The following is a 20,764-nucleotide window of genomic DNA, read 5'->3' on the forward strand; positions in this document are numbered from 1 at the left end:
GTTTTCGCCGCGCCGGCGCTGCACCGGTTTCCGGAGCAGCCTGGCCGCGACCGGCAGGGCATCACCGCGTGGAACGTTTTTTCCTGCCCGGCGTCATGAATCCGGGCGCGTGGCGACATTTTCTCTGCCGGTGCCCTGTAAAAGGCGCCTTGCGCACGCAGGCTCGCACCCGGATCCGACGAGGAGAGAGCCATGAGAACAAGCCTTCGCTCCATGCTGGCGTCGACGGGCGTCGCCCTGGCGATCGCCGCGGTCACGACCGTCTCCGCCGGTGCTGCCGGACTGAGGGCGGAGCGCTGTCCCGACGTCACGCGACCGGCCATGATCTGCTCGGCCGATGATGCCGACTGTGTTGAACGGGACGTCATCGACATTGACCGCTACTGGCTGCAGGTCTCGCAGTGCCTGCGATCGATACGGACGGTGTGGTCGCGTGGCGGCGCGGAAGCCGAGATCACCGCCGGGTCAAAGGATCTTGGCGCCGTCTCCGATCTCATGCGTACGCAGATCCGGTTCGAACTCGGCAAGGACAATGTGCGGATCACCGACGAGACCGGCGAGGAACGCAAGGATCTGATCGCGGGTCTGTTCGAACCCGGCTCGGCCAGTTCGCCCGTCCCGTTTTCCATCTTCGTCAAGAACGATCTCGGTCAGCCTTATAACGGGATGGGCCAGGGCGGCATGGCGCAGGTGGTCTTCTCGATTGCCGCGCGGGCAGAAGGCTCCAGCTATCCCGAATCACAGACCGATGCGGCGGCCTATCGCGCCATTGCCAATGCCATCATCCGGCCCGTGCTGACGCCGGTGGCCGAAGGCGGCCTTGCTTCCACGGAGACCTGCGACAACGGCGCGTCCTGCACCTGGTATCACTCGGTGACTCGCCGCGACCGCGCACCGGACAAGGGCGCGACCCTGAACCAGATGCTGCATGTCCTGCGCGATCTCGGCCTGATTGCCGATCTCCACGAAAAGATGGGCTGGACCCCGCAGTTCGATTACGATGGCGCGATCACCGCCGGTCTGAAGCAGCTGTTCCTCGGCACGGGCCACAAGGCCGTCGGCCTCGAGCCGACGCTCGAGGACTTCGAGAGCGAGCCGGGGCTCGGCAGCACCTGGGCCTACTACGGCTTCTCGGCGGCGCGCCAGCCGGGCAAGGGCGGCTATTTCCTCCGCAACGAGGAGAAGAACTGCAACTACCACTTCCATGTCCTCAACCTGATGCGCGCCATCCTTGCGCGCCAGGAGAAGCGCGGCATCACCTCGGTCCCGGCCTCCACGGTCTATGCCTGCGAAGGTCCGCTGGCCGAATTCTACGACATGGCCCGCGTCGCGGCCCGCAGCAAGGATGGCAGCGCCCGGTCCCTGCCCCAGCCGGCGGGCATCAAGACGCCGCTCTCATGCTCGGCAAAGGCGCTGTCCCAGTTCAAGCAGTTGCGTCGGTTCTACGGCCAGCGGTTGAAGCAATGCTGACGCCGCCCGCTCTGCGGCAGGAGTTGTCGCCAAGAGACGATCGCCGTCTATACCGTCGTTGTGGCAATACCCATATTCGCCTCTACGAATGCTTGCCGCTGCGAACAGGCCGGGCTAAAGCTTTTTCATGAACAGTCCAGGTCCGAACAGGCCGTGTCTTTCGTAGCCATGCCTTTCGGGCCGCGCCATTGACGGCGGGATCGCGGGTCGCGATCCGTCACGCCAGCCCCATCAGGCTTCGGACAGAGAGGCATACGGGCGAAGCGGACACGCTTCGCCGTCGGAAAAGGCTGAGCCTAGCGGTTCGTTCCCAGGATCGGGCACGCGGTCGGGGCTTATTCGAACAGGAATGGCGACGCCCGGTCCGCGGGACGACGCCGCGGCGCTCAGGGTTGGAATTTGGCGGGGCGGCCCGGTGGTGCCACCGGTCCTGCTCGACGGGAAGAGATTTCAGGCGGGACAACGAACACATGCGCACAATCATTCATATCGGGACGCACAAGACGGGTACGACGACGATCCAGCATTTCGCCAAGCACAATGCGCGAAAGCTTCGTCAGAAGGGTTTCTGGTATCCCGGCTACGACATGATCGGCCGCAAGGGGCGTTACGCCCACCACGACTTCTCCCATGCCATTGCCGGGCAGAAGTCGGCCAACCTCAGCCTGCAGGACACCATCGATTTCGTGGAAGCGATCCGGCAGAACGGGTTGAAGGCGACGCCCCCGGAAATCGCCTTCCTCAGTGCCGAACCGATCTACCGCCACATGCTGCCGCCGGCAAAGCCCGAGGACGAGGATTCCTACTGGGCTGGCCGGGAGCGTTACGTGGCGCGCCTTGCCGAGATCACGGCACCGCTCGCTCCGGAAATCCTGATGGTGGTCCGACGTCAGGACGATTTCGCCCGTTCCCTGTTCCAGGAGAACGTGAAGTCGAACCGCGTCAACGTCGATTTCCTGTCATTTGTCGAAGACAACATCGGCTTCTTCGAATACAATCGGCAGTACGAGCTCTTCAAGAAATACTTCCCGATCGTTCGCGTTCTCGTCTTCGAGGATCTGGCGAATGACGGGAAGCTCGTACGGGAATTCTTCGAGCAGCTCGGATGCAAGACCGGCCGCATGAAGCTGGTCCCCGAGCTCAACGAGAGCCTGCCGATGGAGCTGACCGAGTACAAGCGCCTGCTCAACGACGGGCCGTTCTCGCGCGCGCAGCTCACGTCGGTCGCCAAGCACCTGCTGGAGATGCGCAACGACAAGGCGGCCTTCCCCAAGGAGGCAAAGCTCGACTGGATCTCGACCAAGCAGATGACCACCCTGATGCGCCGCTTCGACGCGTCCAACAGGGCGCTCTACAAGGCGATGGACGTCAAGCCCGATCGGAAGACCCTGTTCCCGCCGGCCAAGCCCCGCGAAGGCGTCTTCCCGGGCCTGTCGATGCAGCGGTTCGTGGAGATCAACAACATGCTGCTGAAGCGCCTCGTCGACGAGTGATCCGGTCTCCGGCATCCCGCCCGCCCCGGGCCGGGATGCCGCAGCCTGCCTCCCCGCTCCGGAGCGCAAACCTCCGATCGTCACGCCCCCGGGCCCAGCGGCCGATGCAACCTGGCGATCCCCGGACCGTTGCGGACAACACGCCACGGGATGGGTACCTCAGAGCGACAGATCGAGGATCCGGCCTTCGAACAGCCGGTCGCGCGAGCCTTCGAGATGGCGGCGCATCGCGTCGCGTGCGTCGCCGGGCCGTTCCTCGAGGATCGCGTCGTAGATCGCCTTGTGCTCCTCGAACACCTTCTCCAGCTGCAGCCGCGGGCCCATCAGCGACAGGCCGTGCAGGTGCATGCCGACCGAGATGTGCTGGCGCAGCGCCTCGATCGACGACAGGTAATAGTGGTTGTTCGAGGCCTCGGTGATCGCCTTGTGGAAGCTGAAATCCGCATCCTCGCGGTGCAGCCGGTGGCGCGTCGCGTCCTGGAGCTGGTTCAGCGCATCGAGGATGCGGGCGAGTGCCTCGTCGTCCCGCCGCCGTGCCGCGTAGAAGGCGGCGTCGGGCTCGATGGTCATGCGGAATTCGTAGCAGCGCTGGATGTCGGCGATGGTCTCGACCGGGGCAAAGCCGAGCGTCGAGGGGGCATTCGACTTGTGGGCGCGCACGAAGCTGCCGGCGCCCTGCCGCGAATGGATCACCCCCTCCTCGCGCAGGCGGCCGAGGGCATCGCGCACGATCGGCCGCGACACCCCGAACATCGCCGCCAGATCATGCTCGCCGGGCAGCTTGCTGTCAGGGGCAAACTCGCCGTTGCGGATCCGAGTGGTCAGCATGTCGTAGACCCGGTCGACGAGCCGGCGGGACTTCGACCGCTCGCCGGCTTGCGCCGGTGCCACCGCCCCGGTCTCTCCGCTCTCGTCGCGCTCCATCGCCGAACCACCTCACCTCGCCGTCGCCTCCGCCACGTCCTGGACGAATCGCGACAACACATCGATCGTTCCAAATCCACCTGATTTTATAGCACACTGCAGCAGAGCCGCATCGGCAAGGCTCATCTCCACAACGGGAATTCCGGGCGCGAACTCGCCGACCGGCACCAGACGCGCGCACCGAGCGCGGTGAACAGCGCCAGCGCCGTGTCGCCGCCGCCGACCAGAAGGCGGCGCGGAGAGGTGGCCTCGATCCAGCGGAGGATGCCGCCGGCAAAGGTCCCGGCGACCACGGCCGGATCGGCGTCCGCCCCGCCGCAGCGCAGCAGCGCCGGCAGGGCGGGCGTGGCAGGGGCCGGCACCGCGCCCGCCGGACAGTCGGCCACGAAGATGTCCGGGTGATCCGCGCACAGACGCACCATCTGCGCCGCGGTGATCGGATCGCGCGAGCCGATCGCGATCAGGGCCGGACCTGGCCCCATGGTCAGCGGCGAGGCGCCGGCGGTTCCAATCGCCCGCGCAAGCGCGGCGCCAAGGCCGCGGGCGCAACGAGGATCGTTTCGCTGTGGTCGTGCGATGCGTCGATGACGCCGTCGAGATCGGCATCGCTGCGTGTGTCGGCGATCGCGAACGGCAGGTTCAGCCCGGCGAAGGCGGCAGCGATGCCGAGCCGCGTTCCCACGCCGTTGCCGATCACGTCTCCGTCCACCACGAAACGTCCCTGATCCGGCACCGCCGGCGCGATCACCGCGCGCCCGCGTGCAAAGACCTCGGCGAGGGCCGCGGTCTCGGCGACGAGATTGCCCTTGAGCCGGGAATCGATCTTCTTGAACACGATCTGCGGGCGGGCGGCGCACAGCCTTCGGCCCACATCACGGGCCGCCACCGCCGCCTCGCCCGGCTGCATCGCCCGGCTCGCGGTCACCGCGCCCACGACCTGCGCGCCGGTGGCCAGCGCCGCTGCGATGTCGTCCGGCCGGAGCGCGACCGCGACGGAGAGCCCGGCGAGCGCGAAGGGAACGCAGCTGTCGAGCGCGCCGGTCAGGTCGTCGGCAACGAGCGCCACCTTCAGGGGCGCCTCTCTCCGCATCCTGCCGAGCGTGTCCTCGGGGCTCACGACGATGCGCCCTCGCCTGCGTGATGGCAGGCCACGTGATGGCCGGGCCGCGCCGCGCGCCACGCCGGCACCACCGCCTTGCAGATGTCGGTGGCGATCGGGCAACGGGTGTGGAAACGGCAGCCGGACGGCGGATCGAGGGGGCTCGGCACGTCGCCCTGCAGGATCTGGCGGCGGCGCTGGCGCTCGTGCACGGGATCGGGCTCCGGCACGGCGGACAGCAGCGCGCGGGTGTAGGGATGCAACGGCCGGGTGAACAGATCGTCGCGCGGGGCAAGCTCGGCAAAGCGGCCGAGATACATCACCGCCACCCGCGTCGAGATGTGCCGCACCACGGCAAGATCATGGGCGATGAACAGGTAGGTGAGGCGGTATTTTCCTGGAGATCCTGCAGCAGATTGATGATCTGCGCCTGGATCGACACGTCGAGCGCCGAGATCGCCTCGTCGCAGACGACGAAGCGCGGGCCGCAGGCCAGCGCCCGGGCGATCACCACGCGCTGGCGCTGGCCACCGGAGAGTTCATGCGGATAGCGCGAGGCAAAGCGCGCCGGCAGGCCGACGTCGGCCAGCAGCGCCGCCACCTTCTCCAGCACGTCCTTCCTCGTTGCCCGGCCGTGGTGCAGCATCGGCGCGACGATCTCCTCGCCGATGGTCATGCGCGGATTGAGCGTCGAATACGGGTCCTGGAACACGACCTGAAGCTCGCTGCGCAGCGGCCGCATCGCCGCCTCGTCCAGCCGCGCCAGATCGATGCCCTTGTAGATCACCGAACCGGCGGTCACCGAATGCAGGCGCAGGATGGTGTTGCCGGCGGTGGACTTGCCGCAGCCGGATTCGCCGACGAGGCTCAGCGTCTCGCCCTCGTGGATGTCGAAGTCGAGACCGTCGAGCGCGTGCACGGTCGCCTTGCGCTCGCCGAAGGCGCCGAGCCGGACGTTGAAATGCTTGGTCAGTCCGGAAATCCGGAGCAGCGGGTCTCCCGTCATTGCGCCGCCTCCCGGATGTCGCGCGCGGCAAAGCAGGCGACCTTGTGGGCGGGATTGCCGCCGGACACCGGCTCGAGCTGTGGCACGCGGCTTTCGCAGACCGGCATGCGCTGATGGCAGCGTGGCGCAAACGGGCAGCCCGGCGGGCGCCGGCCGGGCTCCGGCGGCGTGCCGCCGATCGACGGCAGCCGCGCGGCCGAGGTACCGTCGCCGGCGAGCCGCGGGATCGAGCCGAGCAGGCCGCGGGTGTAGGGATGGGTCGGCCGGGCGTAGAGATCGTCCACCGGCGCGTCCTCGACGATCGTGCCGGCGTAGAGCACGATCAGCCGGTCGGCGAGGCCGGCGATCAGCGCGAGGTCGTGGGTGATCCACACCACCGACATGCCGAGCCGCGCGCGCAGCGAGGTCACGAGCTCGACGATCTGCGCCTGGATGGTCACGTCGAGGGCGGTGGTCGGCTCGTCGGCGATCAGCACCGACGGCTCGCAGGCGAGCCCCATGGCGATCATCACCCGCTGGCGCATGCCGCCGGACAGTTCGTGCGGGTAGTTGTCGAGCCGGGTCTCGCCGCCGGGAATGCCGACGAGGCGCATCAGTTCGCCCGCGCGCGCGCGCGCCTGCGCCCTCGACAGGCCGCGGTGGTAGATCAGCGGCTCGGCCAGCTGGTCGCCGATCCGCATCACCGGGTTGAGCGAGGTCATCGGGTCCTGGAAGACGAAGCCGATCTCGCCGCCGCGCAGCTTGCGCAGCTCCTTCGTCGACATCGACAGGAGGTCGCGCCCGTCGAAGGTGGCCGTGCCGCCGGTCACCCTGATCTTGTTGGGCAGAAGGCCGACGAGGCTCAGCATCGACAGGCTCTTGCCGCAGCCGGATTCGCCGACGACGCCGAGCGTCTCGCCGCGCCTCAGGTCGAAGGAGATGCCGTCGACGATCCGGGCCGGGCCGTTGCGGCCGGCGATGTCGATCGCCAGCCCCTCCACCGAGAGGATCGTCTCGCGGGGATCGGCGGCCGGGGCGGAGGCCGGGGCGGCACCCGCTGCCAGGACAGGGCTTCTGCTGCGCAGGTCCGCCATCACTTCATGCCCTTCGGGTTCAGGGCGTCGTTGAGGCCGTCGCCGAGGAAGCTGAAGCCGACGGTGGCGATGCCGAGCAGGATGGCCGGGGCAGCGAGGAGATGGGGATGGTGCTGCCAGACGCGCAGGCCGTCGGAGATCATGTTGCCCCAGCTGGGGGCGGGCGGATTGACGCCGACGCCGAGGAAGCTGAAGGCGCTTTCCAGCACCATCGCCGTGCCGAGGCCGGCGCTGACGGCGACGATCAGCGAGCCGAGCGCATTCGGCACGATGTAGCGCATCAGGATCGTCAGGGTCGGCAGGCCGAGCGCGCGGGCGGCGGTGACATAGGGCCGGTTGCGGATCGACAGCACCTGCGCGCGCACCAGCCGGGCATAGGGCGGCCAGGTGATCAGCGCCATCGAGCCGAACACCAGCACGAAGTCGATCCAGATGGAGTTGCGGTAGATCGGATCGAGGGTTTCCAGATAGCGCGCCTCCATCCAGCGGGCGAGCGGCGGCTTCAGGGACGTGTTGATCACGACCACCAGCAGGAGGTTCGGGATCGACATGGTGACGTCGGTCAGCCACATCACGAAGGTGTCGAGCAGGCCGCCGAAATAGCCGGCGGCAGCGCCCAGCACCACGCCGATCACCACGGCGATCGCGGTCACCACGATGGCGACGACGAAGGCGGTGCGGGCGCCGTAGATCACCCGGCTGAACACGTCGCGGCCGAGATCGTCGGTGCCGAACAGATGCAGCAGCGACGGCGCCTGGTTGCGGGCGTCGAGATCCTGGGCGAGGAAGTCGTAGGGCGCGATCCACGGTCCGAACACCGCCAGAAAGGTCAGGATCGCCACGATCACCAGCCCGGCCATGGCCAGCCGGTTGCGGGTCAGCCGATGCCAGGCATCGCGCCACAGGCTGACAGGCGGTTCGACCTGGAGCTCGATCGGGGCGGCGGCGTCAGGCGCGGACATGGCGGGCCTCACTTCGTGGTCCGCGCATCGGCGGCGCGCGGGTCGAGCAGCGGATAGACGACGTCGACGAGGAGGTTCGACAGCATCACCAGGAAGGAGCCGATCAGGGTGATGGCGAGGATCACCGGGAAGTCGGAGTTGAGCAGCGAGGACACCGTGAGCCGGCCGAGGCCCGGCAGGCCGAACACCAGCTCCACGAAGATCGCGCCGTTGACGATGGTGATCATGATCAGGCCGAGCTGGGTCACCACCGGCGTCAGCACCGGCCGCAGGATGTGGCGCAGCGCCACGATCCGCTCCGGCACGCCCTTGGCCCGGGCGGTGCGCACGAAGTCCTCCGACAGCACCTCGATCACCGCGGCGCGGGTCTGGCGCACGATCAGCGCGATCGGCTGGAAGGCCAGCACCAGCAGCGGCAGGATGATCCGCACGTCGAACAGTCCGCCCCAGCCGTAGGGAATGTCGGCGTTCGGCAGGAGGGTGATCAGCAGCACCATCAGCAGCGGGCCGGCGACATAGGCGGGGATCGCCCACAGGAACAGCGCCGAGCCGAGGATCAGATAGTCGAGGCGGCTGTTCTGGTTGAGGGCGGCAACGACGCCGAGCGGAATGGCAACGAGCGCCGTCAGCAGGATCGAGGCGACGCCGAGCTGGAAGGAGACCGGGGCTGCCGCCGAGATCATCCGCCAGACAGACCGGCCGGTGATCAGCGAGTTGCCGAAATTGCCGTGGAGAAGATTCCAGACATAGGAGCCGAACTGGACGAGGAAGGGCCGGTCGAGGCCGGCCGACTGGCGGATCGCCTCGATGCGCGCCGGGTCGTAGGCGACGTCGCCGGGGGCGCGCAGGAAGATCAGCTTGATCGGGTCGCCCGCGCCGTAGAAGGCCAGCGCGTAGACGCCAGCAGCACGAGAAGGACCGACGGAACCCAGAGAATCAGACGGGTCGCGATGTAGCGCAGCATGGCGGAGCGTCGTTCCTCTCGGGTGGCGGCCTGTCGGCAAATGTGGAACATCCTGCGGACGGAGACCCTCCGCGGCCGGGCCGCGGAGGGAGGAGCCCGTCAGACGAGCTCGATGTTCCAGGGCTCGACGACCTGCCAGTCGAGGTTCTTGTCCATGCCCTTGACGTTGGCATTGGCCCAGCGCGACATCGCCTGATCATACCAGGGGATGAAGTTCCAGTCCTCGCGGAACAGCCGCTGCGCCTTCTGCGCAAGGGCGATGCGCTCCGGATCGTCGGCGGCCTTCGCGCTCGCCTCGATCAGCAGAGCGTCGATCTCCTCGTTCCTGTAGCCGCCGAGCTTGTTCTTGGCATTCGACGACCCCGAGTAGATCGCCCCCCACAGATAGGTGACGGCATCGGGCACGCGGGTGCCGACGTCGTCGCGGAAGATCTGGACGTTGGCCTGGTCCGGGCCGGAATAGCCGTCCTGCTGCGGCTTCATCTCCACGGCGGTGATGCCGAGATTCTGGCGCCACTGCTCGGCGATATACTGGGCGGCCGCCTCGATCGCCGGTGAGGAGATGCCGACCATCATCAGCTTCGGCAGGCGCTCGGGGCCGCCATAGGAGGATTCGGCGAGCAGCTTCCACGCCGCCTCCGGGTCAAAGGGATAGGGCTCGAAGCTCTCGTCGACGCCGGGCACCGAGTTGAGGATCTGGTCGGCCTTGACGTGCGGGCCGTCCGGGAAGGAGGCCTTCATCAGGCCGTCCCGGTCGACCGCCATGATCAGCGCCTGCCGGACCTTCGGATCGTCCATCGGCTTCTTGGAGGAATCGAGCCAGAAATGCTGGCTGGTCGGGATGATCGGCCCCTTGGCGAAGTCCGGGCCGAGATCCTGGGCGATGGTCGAGGTGACGAGTTCGGTGTGGGCGGCGAACTCGCCCTTCTTCAGCAGCGCCGTGGCGGTGACCGCGTCCTCGACCGTCTGGATCTCGATGCGGGCCAGCTTCGGCTTCGGACCGAAGAAATTCTCGTTCGGCTCGAAGGCAAGCCGGCCGCCGTCAAGGTCGAGCTCGACAAGCTTGAACGGACCGGAGGAGACGCCGCCGAGATCGGGGCTCCACCAGTCGATCACCTCCTCGCCATTCTCGTCGCGGGCCTCGGACGGCTTGACGATCGGCACGAGATGGTTGGCCAGGCGCATGAAGAAGATCGGATCGGGCTGGGTCAGGGTGATGACCACGGTCTCCTCACCGTCGGCGACGATACCCGGCATCTCCTTCGCCGAACCGGCCGTCACCTCGTCGTAGCCGACGACGCCGGCGAGCACCTGGTTGACGCGCTGGTGCTTGGTGGACGGCATTGCCGCGAGTTCGAAGGAGCCCTTGACGTCGGCGGCGGTGATCTTGCTGCCATCGGAGAAGACGGCCTTCGGATCGATGGCGAAGGTCCACACCTTCAGGTCCTCGCTCGGGGTCCAGGCGGTGAAGACATAGGGATGGATCTGGTTGTCCGCGTCGAAATACATCGGCGAGGCCCACCACAGCGAGGTCTGGCGCTGATGGGCGCCGCCGCCGCGCAGGGGCGACCAGTCCATGTCGAACACGGGATGAGCGATCTTCAGCACCTGTTCGGCGGCCTTCGCCATCCTCACCCCGGATGCCATGACGGCGACACCGGCCAGCGCGCTCGCGCCCATCATCAGGGCGGTACGACGGCTGACACCGGGGCGCCCGGTCTCGTATGCGGACATCTGATCCTCCCCATCTTGCGACGGTTCCCGTTCGCGATTCGCTCCACCGAGTCGCGCCGGGGCCCTGCCGGGCCGTTTCCGTCGTGCGTTCGAAACATGACAGCATATGTAAACATGTCAAGATTATTTGATGTGGCACTGCGGCAAAAATCCACGGGGTCTGTCAGAAGCATTATGTCTTTGTCTAAACAACTGATTTGAGGGGGTTATTTCCCGCATAGTTCGACCGATGCGCCAGAAACAGCCAACTTGACAACTTCGCGCGCCGCACCCAGGGTGCCCCTCAGGACCGCCCCGGGCCCGGTCCCCCGCAGCCCGGGATGCTGCCACCAGCCCTTCCGACGCCCGCGCCCGGGGCGTGCGGGCTCTATCCACCCGACGCAAGGAGACCCTGATGCCCGCCGACGCCCCGCCGATGGACGGACTGCTGCGCCCCGCCGGACTGGACGGGGTGACGGAGGCCTGTCTCCCCTCCCCTTGCGTGCAGAATCACGCCGCCAATCTCGCGCTGCTTGCCGACGGATCGCTTGCCTGCGTCTGGTTCGGCGGCACGATGGAGGGGGCGTCGGACATTTGCGTGCATCTGTCGCGGCTTGCGCCCGGCGCCGCGGGCTGGAGCCCGGCCGAGCGCATGTCCGGCGATCCGGCGCGGTCCGAACAGAACCCGGTCCTGTTCACCGCCCCCGATGGCCGGGTCTGGCTGATCTGGACCGCCCAGCGGGCCGGCAACCAGGACACGGCGATCGTCAGGCGCCGGATCTCTGCGGACGGGGGCCTCAGCTTCGGTCCTGAGGAGGTGTTCATCGACACGGCCGGCACCTTCGTGCGCCAGCCGGTCGTCGTCACGGCTGCCGGCACCTGGCTGCTGCCGATCTTCCGCTGCCGCACCGTGCCCGGCGTGAAGTGGAGCGGCGACAACGACGACAGCGCCGTCTTGCGCTCCACCGACGGCGGCGCGACATGGGCGACGATCGACGTGCCGGCGAGCACCGGCTGCGTCCACATGAACATCGTCGATCTCGGCGAAGGCGGTCTCGTCGCGGTGTTCCGCTCGCGCTGGGCCGACGCGGTGTATCTCAGCCGCTCGTTCGACGACGGGAGAAACTGGAGCGCGCCGGAGCCGACCGACGTGCCCAACAACAACTCCTCGATCCAGATGATACGGCTTTCCAGCGGCGCGCTGGCGATGGTCTGCAACCCGATCGGCGCTGCGGAGGACACCGCGCGCCGGGTGTCGCTCTACGACGAGATCGAGGACGAGGACGACGCCGTGGAGACCGTATCCGCCGAGCCCTCGTCACAGGGCCGCAAGGCCTTCTGGGGCACGCCGCGCGCGCCGCTGTCGATCCTGCTCTCCGACGACGGCGGCCGAAGCTGGCCCGCCCGCCTCGATCTGGCGACCGGCGACGGCTACTGCCTGACCAACAATTCCGTGGACGGGCTCAACCGCGAGTTCTCCTACCCTTCAGTGGTGGAGGGCGCGGACGGCACGATCCACGTCGCCTTCACCCACCACCGCCGGGCGATCCGCCACATGCGGGTGACGGAGCGGATGATCCGGGGGGAGTGAGGCAAGCGAGCGCGGCGCTGCTGCCGATTTCGACCTCGGTTGTCATCCCCGGCGAGCGAAGCGAGGGAAGGGGATCCAGAAATCAGCCATGAATTCCATAGCCAGCTTCTGGATCCCCTTCCCGGCGGCGCTGCGCACCGCCGCCGGGGATGACAACCAGAGAGTGATCCGGCCAACTCCCTGAGATCAAACCACCCGCAGCGTGAAGACGTCGGCGAGTCGTTCGCCGCCGGCGTCCGCACCGTCGCCCGCGCGCAGCAGCCGGCACCAGTGTGCAAGTTCGCCATCGGCCTGCCGCACGCCCATCAGCACCACCCGCACCCGGTCGCCCGGCTCGATGTTGCCGGCGTAGACCAGATCGCGCCGCCGCGTCGTCGGCCGGATCTGGCGGAAGAAGGCCCACTCCGCCCGGTCGACAAAGGCCTGGAAGCTGGAGAAATAGAGGAAGTCGGCGCCGTTGAAATCCTGCGACGGCACCGGATCGATCACCAGCGCCGGCGGATTGCCCGCCACGCCGGCCACAGCCTCGTCCGGAGAAAAGCCGAGGTGTCGCCAGCCGGCGTCGGCGCCGATCGCCTGCGCGAGCGCGGCAAGATCATCGGGCGCCCCGCCCGCCGGCACCGGCGGCAGGCCGGTGATCTCGCGCGGGCGATCGAGCGGTTGCGTCCGGCCTCGCGGCGGGTGACGAAGGTCGAGACCATGTCGACCATGCCGACCGGGCGACCCGCAGCGGTGAGGCGATGGCGGCTGCGGAAGCGGGTGCGCGACAGCCGCGACAGGCTGCTGTCGACGGTGAGCAGGTCGTTCTCGCCGAGCGAGGCGAAGTCGGCCTCGTCGATCCGTACCGCGCTGAAGGCGGCGTAGACCGGGGCGCCGCGGCCGTCGCGGAACGCCGGCACCGCATGCCCGGCGGCAAAGGCCAGCAGCATCCAGTGGCGATGGCCGAGTTCCTTCAGCAGCCAGGTTTCCGACAGACCGCCGAGGCAGAGCTGCGGCATGCCGAGCCGGTAGACCGCCGGCATGTCCTGCGGCAGCGGCGAAGCCTCGAACACCGATAGCGATGGCGACAGCGTCATGGCGCCCTGTCCCTCCCGTCCGGCGCCCGTCAGGAGCCGATCGCCGCGTCGTTGACGAGGCGGTCGCTCGCGGCGGCCTCCTCGCCATGGCGGGCGAGGATCTGCCGGGCGATGTGCTCGGCGTCGCGGGCGACCCCCGAGAAGCGGCCCGAGCCCCAGGTGTGCAGCCAGGGAAGGCCGAGGAAATAGGCGCCGTCGACGCTCGTCACGCCGCGGTGATGCTGCGGCTGGCCGCGGCCGTTGAACACCGGCAGGTCGACCCACGACCAGTCGGTGCGAAAGCCGATGCACCAGACGATCGAGGTGATGCCCTCGGCCCTGAGGTCGATCTCGCAGCGCGGCGCGGTCGGCGTCCAGACCGGCACGTAGCGCGCCTCCTCCGGCGCCTCGATGCCGTTCTTGGCGATGAAGCCGTCGATGCTGGACTTGATGCTCTCGGACACCGCATCCGCCTCGTCGAGGCAGGAGGCGACGGTGTCGGCGAAGATCACGCGGTCGCCGCGGGCGTCGACGAAGTGGCCGTGCAGTTCCATGCCTTCCAGCGCCCGCTGGCGCAGGTCGATGTCGCGGCCGCCGTCGCGGCCGGTGACATAGTGGTTGGTCTTGTCGCGCACGCCCTCGCGCAGCGGATGCACGTCGACCGAGAGGTCGTAGTAGCCCATGTCGTAGAGCCACTCGACCACGTCCTTGCCGCGATAGCGCCGGGCCACCCGCGGCGCGTCGCCGAGGCCGAGATGGACCTTGCGGCCGGCCAGATGCAGGTCCTCGGCGATCTGCGCGCCCGACTGGCCGCTGCCCACGACAAGGACCTTGCCCTCCGGCAACTGATCGGCATTGCGGTAGATCGAGGAATGGATCTGGACGACGTCTTCCGGAATGCGTTCCGCGGCGCGCGGGATCACCGGGATCTGGTAGCCGCCGGCGGCAAACACCACCTGGTCGGCCCGGATCAGGCCGTCGCTGGTGTCGAGCAGGAACCCCTCGCCGAGCTGCGAGACGCGGGCAACCGAGACGCCCTCTTTCAGCGGCGGCGCGAATTTCTCCAGCCAGCGGTCGAGCCAGGCGATGATCTCGTCGCGGACCATGAAGCCCTTCGGATCGTCGCCGTCGTAGCCGTGGCCCGGAAGCTGGCACTGCCAGTTGGGGGTGACGAGGCAGAAGTTGTCCCAGCGCTCGGTCTTCCAGGTGTGAAAGGCCCGGTTCTTCTCGAGGACCACATGGTCGATGCCGGCCTTGTCCAGATGCCAGCTGACGGAGAGCCCGGCCTGACCGCCGCCGACGACGGCGACCGGCACATGCTGCACGCGGGTGGAGACGTTCATGGCGAGAGATCCTGTGGTGGGCGCCGCCGCGCGGTCGCCGGAGGTCATTCGTCGAAGCCGTCGACCGTGACGGACGCGGCGGGATCGGTGGCATAGCGCCGGGAAGTCGCCTCGATGCGGGCGAGCTGGCCGAGCGCAAGCGAACAGGGCATGCCGTAGCGCGCCTTCACCCGGTCGGAGGCGATCGACAGCGCCTCGCGCGAGCGGGCGACGAAGTCGCCGAGCGGGTAGGTCTGGCCGGGGGCGAAATAGTCCTTGATGACCAGCGACGGCGAATAGCAGCTCTCGGGCGTGCCGTCGGGCCAGGTGATGCGGAAGCGCATCTCAGGCATGGCAGCTCTCCATCAGTTCGGAATAGACGGGAAGGTGGGCACCGGCGACCGCCACCCAGTCGTGACGAGCGGCAACCGCAAGGCCGTGCCGGGCGAGACCGATGCGGGCCGCCGGATTGAGGGCGCGGGCCATGGCCATGGCGATCCGCTCGGGCGCATGCGGATCGCACCAGAGCGCCTCGTCGGGGGCGAGATATTCGGTGAAAGGCGCGATCTCGGAGACGACCACCGGGGTGCCGCAGGCCATCGCCTCGATCACCACCAGGCCGAAGCCTTCCTTCAGCGAGGGAAACACCAGCGCCGTGGCGGCCCGGTAGAGCGGCGGAAGCAGATGCTGCGGCAGCGGTCCGGTCAACAGCACCGCGCCATCGGGAAGGCCCGCGCCAGCGAGGATCGCGTCGAAGGCGGCCTTGTAGCGCGCGTGATCCAGCAGCGAGGCGCCACCGGCGATCACCAGCCGCGCGTCAGGCTGGCTGGCATGGACGATGCGAAAGGCCTCGAGAATCCGGACGGTGTTCTTGCGCTCCTCCACGCCGCCGACGCTGAGGAACACCGGCCCGCCCGGCGGCAGCAGGGTCGCGGCCAGTTCGTCGTCGCTGGCGTCGCGCGCGGGGCGAAAGACAGAACGGTCGACACCGTTGCCGATCCGCACCGCCGCAAGGCCGAGCGCGGTCGCCAGATGACGCTGCCAGAGACGGCTCACCACGAAATGCCGGTCGCGGCGGTGATTGCCCGCAGCTGCAGGCTCTGGAGATGCGGATCGGCGAAGCTGTCGACGTGATGGACGGTGCGGGCGAAGGCGCGGATCAGCCCGCGCTCCTTCATGGTCGCCAGCGCATTGGCGGAAATGCCGTCCTGCGCATGCCAGACGTCGAAGCCGCGCGCCTCGGGCGCCGCGAAGTGGCGCAGATAGTCGGCGGCGCGGATCTCGACCATCGCCGCGACGTCGCTGCCGGCCGGAGACGCCGGGAAGGCGGCGAGCGGGCAGCGCGCGGCCCGGAAGAAGCCGGTGCCGGCGGCATCCGGCGCATACAGCACCGCCTCCTGACCGAGATCGCACAGCGCCTCGGCCAGCTGCATCGCATGGACGACGCCGCCGCGCGGGTTGGTCGAATGGGCGAGGATCGCGATCCGGAGCGGCCTTGAGGTGGTCATTCGGCCGCCTCGCCGAGCGCGGAAGGGGTCGGCGCGCAGCCGAGCAGCGGTTCGCGCGCAAGATCGCGCACGGTCACGCAGCGGCCCCCCGCGGTAATGTCCACCCGGCGCTCGGCCGTCACCGTCCCGACGTCGGCGGCCGTGATGCCTGCGCCGGCAAAGCGCGCGATCACGGCGGCCACGTTGTCCGGGGCGACGGCAAGGATGAAGCCGAAGCTCGGAAAGGTCTTGAGCCAGCGAAGCATCGGCACGCCGTGCGGACGCGGCACGGCGTCCACATCGATCACGGCACCGACAGCCGAGCATTCGCACAGCATCATCGCCGTGCCGACGAGACCGGCCTGGCTGATGTCCTTGGCGGCGCGCGACAGGCCCGCCTCGGCGATGTCCGGCAGGACCGCCATGGCGGCGCGCAGCCGCGCCGGCGTGGCCGTTGTTGCCGCCTCGAAATTGTCGAAGGGCTCGCGGTAGCGGCCCGCAAGGTCGATCGCCGCGACCAGCCGGTCGCCGGGGCGGGCGTCGAAACTGGTCAGCAGCGCCTTGGCCCGGCCGAGGATCGCGACCGAGAGCTGGCGCTGGCCGCTGCGGGAATTGGTGTGGCCGCCGACCAGCGGCACGCCGAAGGCCTCGGCCGCCGCGCGCAGGCCGTCCAGCACCGGCAGGGCGGCGTCCTCGCCGTCGGACCAGACCGCATCGACCACCGCGATCGGCCGGCCGCCCATGGCCAGCACGTCGGAGATGTTGACCATCACCCCGCACCAGCCGGCAAACCACGGATCGGCGGCGACGAATTCGTTCATGAAGCCTTCGATCGCCAGCAACAGGTGGCCATCGCCGTCCGGGATCGCGGCGCAGTCGTCACCCACCGGCACCTCGCCGTCACCGCCGAGGCCGAGCCGGGCGCAGGCGGCGGCGATGTCGGCCTTGTGGGCGACCCCGCGGGACGATCCGAGATCGGCCGCCAGCGCGGCAAGATCGAAGGGCTCGGTCATGCCGCAACCTTTCTCGGCACCTGGCGGAAGCCGGTCGCGGCATCCACGATCGGCGGATAGTGGGAGAGATCCGCCTCCATCCGGAAATGCGGCCGGCCCTCGATCTCGATCTCGCCGGTCTTGTCCCAGCGCATCCGCCGGAACAGGAGGCCGTTCTGCACCTGCACGTTGGCGAGGAAGCGCCGGCAGCCGCGGGCGTTGGCCGAGGAGACCGCAAGGCGGATCAGCGCGGCGCCGAGCGGGCCGACGCTGCGATGCCGGCGGCAGACGGCAAGGCGCGAGCCCCACCACACGCCCGGCTCGGCCTCGTGGATGCGCACGGTGCCGACCACCTGATGGGCGACCACGCCCATCAGCGACACCGCGACGATCGGGATCGCCACGTCGTCGATCGCGTCGCGGTCGTCGCCCTCGAAGATCTTCTGTTCCTCGCAGAACACCGCCCGGCGCAACGCCGCCGCCTCGCGCCGTTCCCAGGCTTCGGTCGCGAATTTCACCTGGTAGTCGGAGGGGATGTAGGGCTTGAACGGATCGAAGATCATGCGCGAGGCCCTTCGAGATGAGATACCTGGGCAATCTGGATCAAAGGTGGATACGGCAGGCGGGGCCCCCTCATCCGGCCCTTCCGGCCACCTTCTCCCCGGCGGGGAGAAGGGTAACGAGTGGCTGATTCCGAACTGCCCCGAACGTTTCCGGAGCACAGAGAAACCTCCGGTTTACCCTTCTCCCCCACGGGGAGAAGGTGGCCCGAAGGGCCGGATGAGGGGGCGCCGCGATCTCTGAACCCGGAGATACCCGCACCCACTCTCATTCCGCCGCCAGCCGCGATCCGCAGCCGCCCTCCGCCTTCTCGTAGGTGGACAGCGCCGAGCAGGCGCCGCACTTGGCGCAGCCGGCCTTGACGTCGACGGATTTCAGGCCCGCGTCGACCAGCATGCCGGCGAGCGGACGCAGGATCGCGTGCATGAACTGCGGCGACGGCGTCGGGTGGCTTTCGAGCGGCGTGCCGGAGATCGGCACGAAAGGCACGACGAAGGGATAGACGCCGATGTCGACCAGACGGCGCGACACCGACAGGATCTCATCGACGCTGTCGCCGAGGCCGGCGAGAATGTAGGTCGAGACCTGCCCGCGGCCGAAGATCGGCACCGCCGCCTCGAAGGCGGCGAAATAGGTGTCGACCGAGACCTCGGCCTTGCCCGGCATGATCTTGCGGCGAACCTCGGGCGTGACGGCTTCCAGATGCATGCCGAGCGCATCGGCGCCGGCGTCCTTCATCCGCTGCAGCCAGGCGAAGTCGTCCGGCGGCTCGCACTGGACCTGCACCGGCAGGTCGACCCGCGCCTTCACGCCGGCGACGCTCTCGGCGAGGATCTTCGCGCCGCGGTCCTTGCCCGGCGGGGTGCCGGTGGTCATCACCATGTGGGTGACGCCGTCGAGTTCCACGGCCGCCTTGGCCACCTCGCCGAGCTGTTCGGGCGTCTTGCGCGCGATGGTGCGGCCGGCGGACAGCGACTGGCCGATCGAGCAGAACTGGCAGGTCTTGGTGCGGCTCTGGTAGCGGATGCAGGTCTGGAGCACCGTGGTTGCCAGCACGTCGCGGCCATGCAGCACGGCGATCTGCGAATAGGGCACGCCGTCGTCGGTCTTGAGATCGTAGAAGCGCGGCCGGCCCGGAAACTCGACCTCGCCGAGCACCACGTCGCCGCGGCGCACCCGGCTGCGGCCGAAGGCATCCGGCGCCTCGACCAGATAGGGGCTGTCGAAGGCCGGCGCGGTGTGGACGGGCACCATCACGGTCTGGCCGTCGATGGTCATCGCCTTGTGGTCGGAGGGCCCTGCCCCGCCGCGCCGGCTTTCGACGCCGGCGCGCGGATCAACGAGACGGACCCCGGAAGACTGCAATTCGTTGATCAGTTCCTGCGGCGAGAGGCGCGTCGGCGGCATGATCGGCATCATCGGCGGGTCCTTCGAAGGGGACGGCGGAAAGGTCCGGGCGGGCGGAGGCGGAACCGCGCATCGGCACGGCCGGGCGGTCGTCGAGCACGAGCGACAGCAGTTCGGGCCGGGCATAGTGGCCGACGCTGTCCATCATCCGCTTGCGCTTCAGGATCAGTTTCATGTCGAGGTCGGCAATCAGGATGCCCTCGCCCTCGGTCAGCGGCGGCACCACATGGCCGCCTTCCGGCGAGATGATCGCCGTCATGCAGCCGCCCGACAGCGCCCGGCGCAGCTTCTCGTCGGGGCAGATCTCGGCCTTCTGCGCCTCGGTCAGCCAGCCGGTGGCGTTCACCACGAAGCAGCCGGATTCCAGCGCGTGATGGCGGATCGTCACCTCGATCTGGTCGGCGAAGACCTGGCCGACCAGCGAGCCGGGGAACTGGGCGACATGGATCGCCTCATGCTGGGCCATCAGGGCATAACGGGCGAGCGGGTTGTAATGCTCCCAGCAGGCGAGCGCCCCGAGGCGGCCGACCGCGGTGTCGACCACTTTCAGGCCCGCGCCGTCGCCCTGGCCCCAGACCATCCGCTCGTGGAAGGTCGGGGTGATCTTGCGGCGCTTGAGCACGATCTCGCCGGTAGCGTCGAACACCAGCTGGGTGTTGTAGAGGCTGCCGTGGTCGCGCTCATTGACGCCGAGCACCACGACCACGCCGTGGCGGCGGGCGGCGGCGCCGACCCGCTCCGTGGTCGGCCCGGGCACGACGACGGCGTTCTCATACAGGCGCAGGTGCTCCCCGCCGGTCAGGACCGGCGGGAAGACGAAGGAGAAATAAGGGTACCAGGGCAGGAACGTCTCCGGAAAGACGACCAGGTCGGCACCCTTGCCCGCCGCCTCGGCGATGGCGTCGAGCACCTTCGCCTCGGTGCCCGCCAGCGAGGCGAGATCCGGCGAGATCTGGACGGCGGCGGCGCGCACGGTTGCAGGTTCGGCCATGGAGACGGTCTCCCTGATGTCCCGGATGCTCAGAGCGTCCAGGTGTCGAGGATGAAGGCGTTGTCCTTGCGGTGAAGCAGGATCAGGTCCAGCACGTCGAGCGGGTTGATCGGGGTGATGCCCGGGATCAGCGCGCCCTCGCCATGGCCGTAGAGCGCCTGCAGCGCGAAGCGGCAGGCATAGACCTTGCCGCCCTCGGACATGAACTTGAGCAGCTGGTTGTTGAAGTTGAGATGGCCCGGGAAGGCCTCGGCGCCGAGGGTCGGGAAGCCGCGCTGCACGCCGAGGGTCACACCCGGGCCGTAGAGCAGGATCGAGGTCTCGAAGCCCTTGCGGTTCAGCCGCAGCGCCTGGAGGATGTTGACCAGACCGATCGAGCCCTCGAAGGCAACGGTGTGGAAGGTGACGAGGGCCTTTTCCCCCGGATCGGCCTTGACGTCCTCGAAGACCTTCTCCTCGTAGTCGACCAGAAAATCGCCGGTTTCATTGGCAGGCTTGGTGACGGCAGGCATTCGCCCCTCCTCGGCTTATGGACTGTGATCGGGCGCCTTCGGTCACGTCCCTCGGCCGCACATCGATCTGTCAGCAAGCGGCGTGCCAGATTGACTGCATCAATACATTGCAACAATATGCATTCAATTACGCAGTCAATAC

Annotated in this window: 18 protein-coding genes and 3 pseudogenes; 3 read left to right on the forward strand and 18 right to left on the reverse strand. The window is 68.4% G+C overall.

What is annotated here, in order from left to right; translation table 11 throughout:
- Positions 1-192: 192 nt before the first annotated feature.
- Both A6302_RS07325 and A6302_RS07330 read left to right on the forward strand, forming a co-directional pair.
- Positions 193-1,470, forward strand: coding sequence for a hypothetical protein (locus tag A6302_RS07325; protein ID WP_141703480.1), 1,278 nt, complete (start codon positions 193-195; stop codon positions 1,468-1,470).
- Positions 1,471-1,940: 470 nt separating this feature from the next.
- Positions 1,941-2,963 (forward strand): hypothetical protein, encoded by a 1,023-nt coding sequence (locus A6302_RS07330; protein WP_069306497.1) that lies wholly within the window; start codon positions 1,941-1,943, stop codon positions 2,961-2,963.
- Positions 2,964-3,122: 159 nt separating this feature from the next.
- Here the strand turns inward: A6302_RS07330 and A6302_RS07335 are convergent, their stop codons facing one another.
- From A6302_RS07335 to A6302_RS07365, 8 genes and pseudogenes are all read right to left on the reverse strand, one after another.
- A complete protein-coding gene (locus A6302_RS07335) occupies positions 3,123-3,887 on the reverse strand; it encodes a FadR/GntR family transcriptional regulator (RefSeq protein ID WP_069306498.1) in 765 nt (254 codons plus the stop codon).
- 122 nt (positions 3,888-4,009) lie between these two features.
- A complete protein-coding gene (locus A6302_RS24290; protein ID WP_245293967.1) occupies positions 4,010-4,369 on the reverse strand; it encodes a hypothetical protein in 360 nt (119 codons plus the stop codon).
- Positions 4,370-4,371: 2 nt separating this feature from the next.
- Complete coding sequence (locus A6302_RS24295) at positions 4,372-4,953, reverse strand: four-carbon acid sugar kinase family protein (protein ID WP_245293968.1); 582 nt, start codon at positions 4,951-4,953, stop codon at positions 4,372-4,374.
- Positions 4,954-5,000: 47 nt separating this feature from the next.
- Positions 5,001-5,992 (reverse strand): annotated as a pseudogene (locus A6302_RS07345) (ABC transporter ATP-binding protein).
- A complete protein-coding gene (locus tag A6302_RS07350) occupies positions 5,989-7,065 on the reverse strand; it encodes an ABC transporter ATP-binding protein (RefSeq protein ID WP_083255597.1) in 1,077 nt (358 codons plus the stop codon). Before A6302_RS07350 ends, A6302_RS07345 begins: the two are co-directional and overlap by 4 nt.
- Complete coding sequence (locus A6302_RS07355) at positions 7,065-8,027, reverse strand: ABC transporter permease (protein ID WP_069306499.1); 963 nt, start codon at positions 8,025-8,027, stop codon at positions 7,065-7,067. The genes A6302_RS07350 and A6302_RS07355 overlap by 1 nt, the downstream gene beginning before the upstream one ends.
- An 8-nt stretch (positions 8,028-8,035) precedes the next feature.
- A pseudogene (locus A6302_RS07360) lies at positions 8,036-8,991 on the reverse strand (ABC transporter permease).
- A gap of 99 nt (positions 8,992-9,090) precedes the next feature.
- Entirely contained in the window at positions 9,091-10,725 is a 1,635-nt protein-coding gene (locus A6302_RS07365) for an ABC transporter substrate-binding protein (RefSeq protein ID WP_069306500.1), read from the reverse strand.
- Positions 10,726-11,119: 394 nt separating this feature from the next.
- On the opposite strand from A6302_RS07365, the gene A6302_RS07370 reads away from it, so the two are divergent.
- A complete protein-coding gene (locus A6302_RS07370) occupies positions 11,120-12,295 on the forward strand; it encodes a sialidase family protein (RefSeq protein WP_245293969.1) in 1,176 nt (391 codons plus the stop codon).
- Between the two features lie 186 nt (positions 12,296-12,481).
- Here A6302_RS07370 and A6302_RS24300 read toward each other — a convergent pair whose 3' ends face one another.
- The 10 genes and pseudogenes from A6302_RS24300 to A6302_RS07415 all read right to left on the reverse strand — a co-directional run bounded on the left by A6302_RS24300 (position 12,482) and on the right by A6302_RS07415 (position 20,622).
- Positions 12,482-12,808 (reverse strand): hotdog family protein, encoded by a 327-nt coding sequence (locus A6302_RS24300; RefSeq protein WP_245293970.1) that lies wholly within the window; start codon positions 12,806-12,808, stop codon positions 12,482-12,484.
- Positions 12,781-13,371 (reverse strand): Pnap_2097 family protein, encoded by a 591-nt coding sequence (locus A6302_RS07375; RefSeq protein ID WP_245293971.1) that lies wholly within the window; start codon positions 13,369-13,371, stop codon positions 12,781-12,783. The genes A6302_RS24300 and A6302_RS07375 overlap by 28 nt, the downstream gene beginning before the upstream one ends.
- Before the next feature lie 29 nt (positions 13,372-13,400).
- Positions 13,401-14,693 (reverse strand): MSMEG_0569 family flavin-dependent oxidoreductase, encoded by a 1,293-nt coding sequence (locus tag A6302_RS07380; RefSeq protein ID WP_069306501.1) that lies wholly within the window; start codon positions 14,691-14,693, stop codon positions 13,401-13,403.
- Between the two features lie 44 nt (positions 14,694-14,737).
- On the reverse strand, positions 14,738-15,025 hold the full coding sequence (locus tag A6302_RS07385; RefSeq protein ID WP_069306502.1) for an MSMEG_0570 family nitrogen starvation response protein: 288 nt from the start codon (positions 15,023-15,025) through the stop codon (positions 14,738-14,740).
- Positions 15,018-16,180 (reverse strand): annotated as a pseudogene (locus tag A6302_RS07390) (MSMEG_0565 family glycosyltransferase). Before A6302_RS07390 ends, A6302_RS07385 begins: the two are co-directional and overlap by 8 nt.
- On the reverse strand, positions 16,177-17,172 hold the full coding sequence (locus A6302_RS07395; RefSeq protein ID WP_069306503.1) for a sll0787 family AIR synthase-like protein: 996 nt from the start codon (positions 17,170-17,172) through the stop codon (positions 16,177-16,179). The pseudogene A6302_RS07390 and the gene A6302_RS07395 overlap by 4 nt, the downstream one beginning before the upstream one ends.
- Positions 17,169-17,714 carry an MSMEG_0567/Sll0786 family nitrogen starvation N-acetyltransferase gene (locus A6302_RS07400; RefSeq protein ID WP_069306504.1) on the reverse strand — a complete coding sequence of 182 codons (546 nt, stop codon included), beginning with the start codon at positions 17,712-17,714 and terminating at the stop codon, positions 17,169-17,171. Before A6302_RS07400 ends, A6302_RS07395 begins: the two co-directional genes overlap by 4 nt.
- A 265-nt stretch (positions 17,715-17,979) precedes the next feature.
- Positions 17,980-19,131: an MSMEG_0568 family radical SAM protein gene (locus A6302_RS07405; RefSeq protein ID WP_141703482.1), complete on the reverse strand. Its 1,152-nt coding sequence runs from the start codon at positions 19,129-19,131 to the stop codon at positions 17,980-17,982.
- On the reverse strand, positions 19,049-20,110 hold the full coding sequence (locus tag A6302_RS07410; RefSeq protein ID WP_069306505.1) for a Nit6803 family nitrilase: 1,062 nt from the start codon (positions 20,108-20,110) through the stop codon (positions 19,049-19,051). Before A6302_RS07410 ends, A6302_RS07405 begins: the two co-directional genes overlap by 83 nt.
- 29 nt (positions 20,111-20,139) lie before the next feature.
- Entirely contained in the window at positions 20,140-20,622 is a 483-nt protein-coding gene (locus A6302_RS07415) for an MSMEG_0572/Sll0783 family nitrogen starvation response protein (RefSeq protein ID WP_069306506.1), read from the reverse strand.
- Positions 20,623-20,764: the final 142 nt, after the last annotated feature.

Origin of the sequence: Methylobrevis pamukkalensis (assembly GCF_001720135.1) — a bacterium.
GTDB lineage: Bacteria > Pseudomonadota > Alphaproteobacteria > Rhizobiales > Pleomorphomonadaceae > Methylobrevis > Methylobrevis pamukkalensis.

What these genes read in the sequence shown, in the direction of transcription:
- A6302_RS07410 (WP_069306505.1), bottom strand. Translation starts at nt 20,110, where the DNA reads ATGGCCGAACCTGCAACCGTGCGCGCCGCCGCCGTCCAGATCTCGCCG.
- A6302_RS07385 (WP_069306502.1), bottom strand. Translation starts at nt 15,025, where the DNA reads ATGCCTGAGATGCGCTTCCGCATCACCTGGCCCGACGGCACGCCCGAG.
- A6302_RS07380 (WP_069306501.1), bottom strand. Translation starts at nt 14,693, where the DNA reads ATGAACGTCTCCACCCGCGTGCAGCATGTGCCGGTCGCCGTCGTCGGC.
- A6302_RS07415 (WP_069306506.1), bottom strand. Translation starts at nt 20,622, where the DNA reads ATGCCTGCCGTCACCAAGCCTGCCAATGAAACCGGCGATTTTCTGGTC.
- A6302_RS07335 (WP_069306498.1), bottom strand. Translation starts at nt 3,887, where the DNA reads ATGGAGCGCGACGAGAGCGGAGAGACCGGGGCGGTGGCACCGGCGCAA.
- A6302_RS07395 (WP_069306503.1), bottom strand. Translation starts at nt 17,172, where the DNA reads ATGACCGAGCCCTTCGATCTTGCCGCGCTGGCGGCCGATCTCGGATCG.
- A6302_RS07370 (WP_245293969.1), top strand. Translation starts at nt 11,120, where the DNA reads ATGCCCGCCGACGCCCCGCCGATGGACGGACTGCTGCGCCCCGCCGGA.
- A6302_RS07405 (WP_141703482.1), bottom strand. Translation starts at nt 19,131, where the DNA reads ATGATGCCGATCATGCCGCCGACGCGCCTCTCGCCGCAGGAACTGATC.
- A6302_RS07350 (WP_083255597.1), bottom strand. Translation starts at nt 7,065, where the DNA reads ATGGCGGACCTGCGCAGCAGAAGCCCTGTCCTGGCAGCGGGTGCCGCC.
- A6302_RS07365 (WP_069306500.1), bottom strand. Translation starts at nt 10,725, where the DNA reads ATGTCCGCATACGAGACCGGGCGCCCCGGTGTCAGCCGTCGTACCGCC.
- A6302_RS24290 (WP_245293967.1), bottom strand. Translation starts at nt 4,369, where the DNA reads ATGGGGCCAGGTCCGGCCCTGATCGCGATCGGCTCGCGCGATCCGATC.
- A6302_RS07325 (WP_141703480.1), top strand. Translation starts at nt 193, where the DNA reads ATGAGAACAAGCCTTCGCTCCATGCTGGCGTCGACGGGCGTCGCCCTG.
- A6302_RS07330 (WP_069306497.1), top strand. Translation starts at nt 1,941, where the DNA reads ATGCGCACAATCATTCATATCGGGACGCACAAGACGGGTACGACGACG.
- A6302_RS07400 (WP_069306504.1), bottom strand. Translation starts at nt 17,714, where the DNA reads ATGATCTTCGATCCGTTCAAGCCCTACATCCCCTCCGACTACCAGGTG.
- A6302_RS07355 (WP_069306499.1), bottom strand. Translation starts at nt 8,027, where the DNA reads ATGTCCGCGCCTGACGCCGCCGCCCCGATCGAGCTCCAGGTCGAACCG.
- A6302_RS07375 (WP_245293971.1), bottom strand. Translation starts at nt 13,371, where the DNA reads ATGACGCTGTCGCCATCGCTATCGGTGTTCGAGGCTTCGCCGCTGCCG.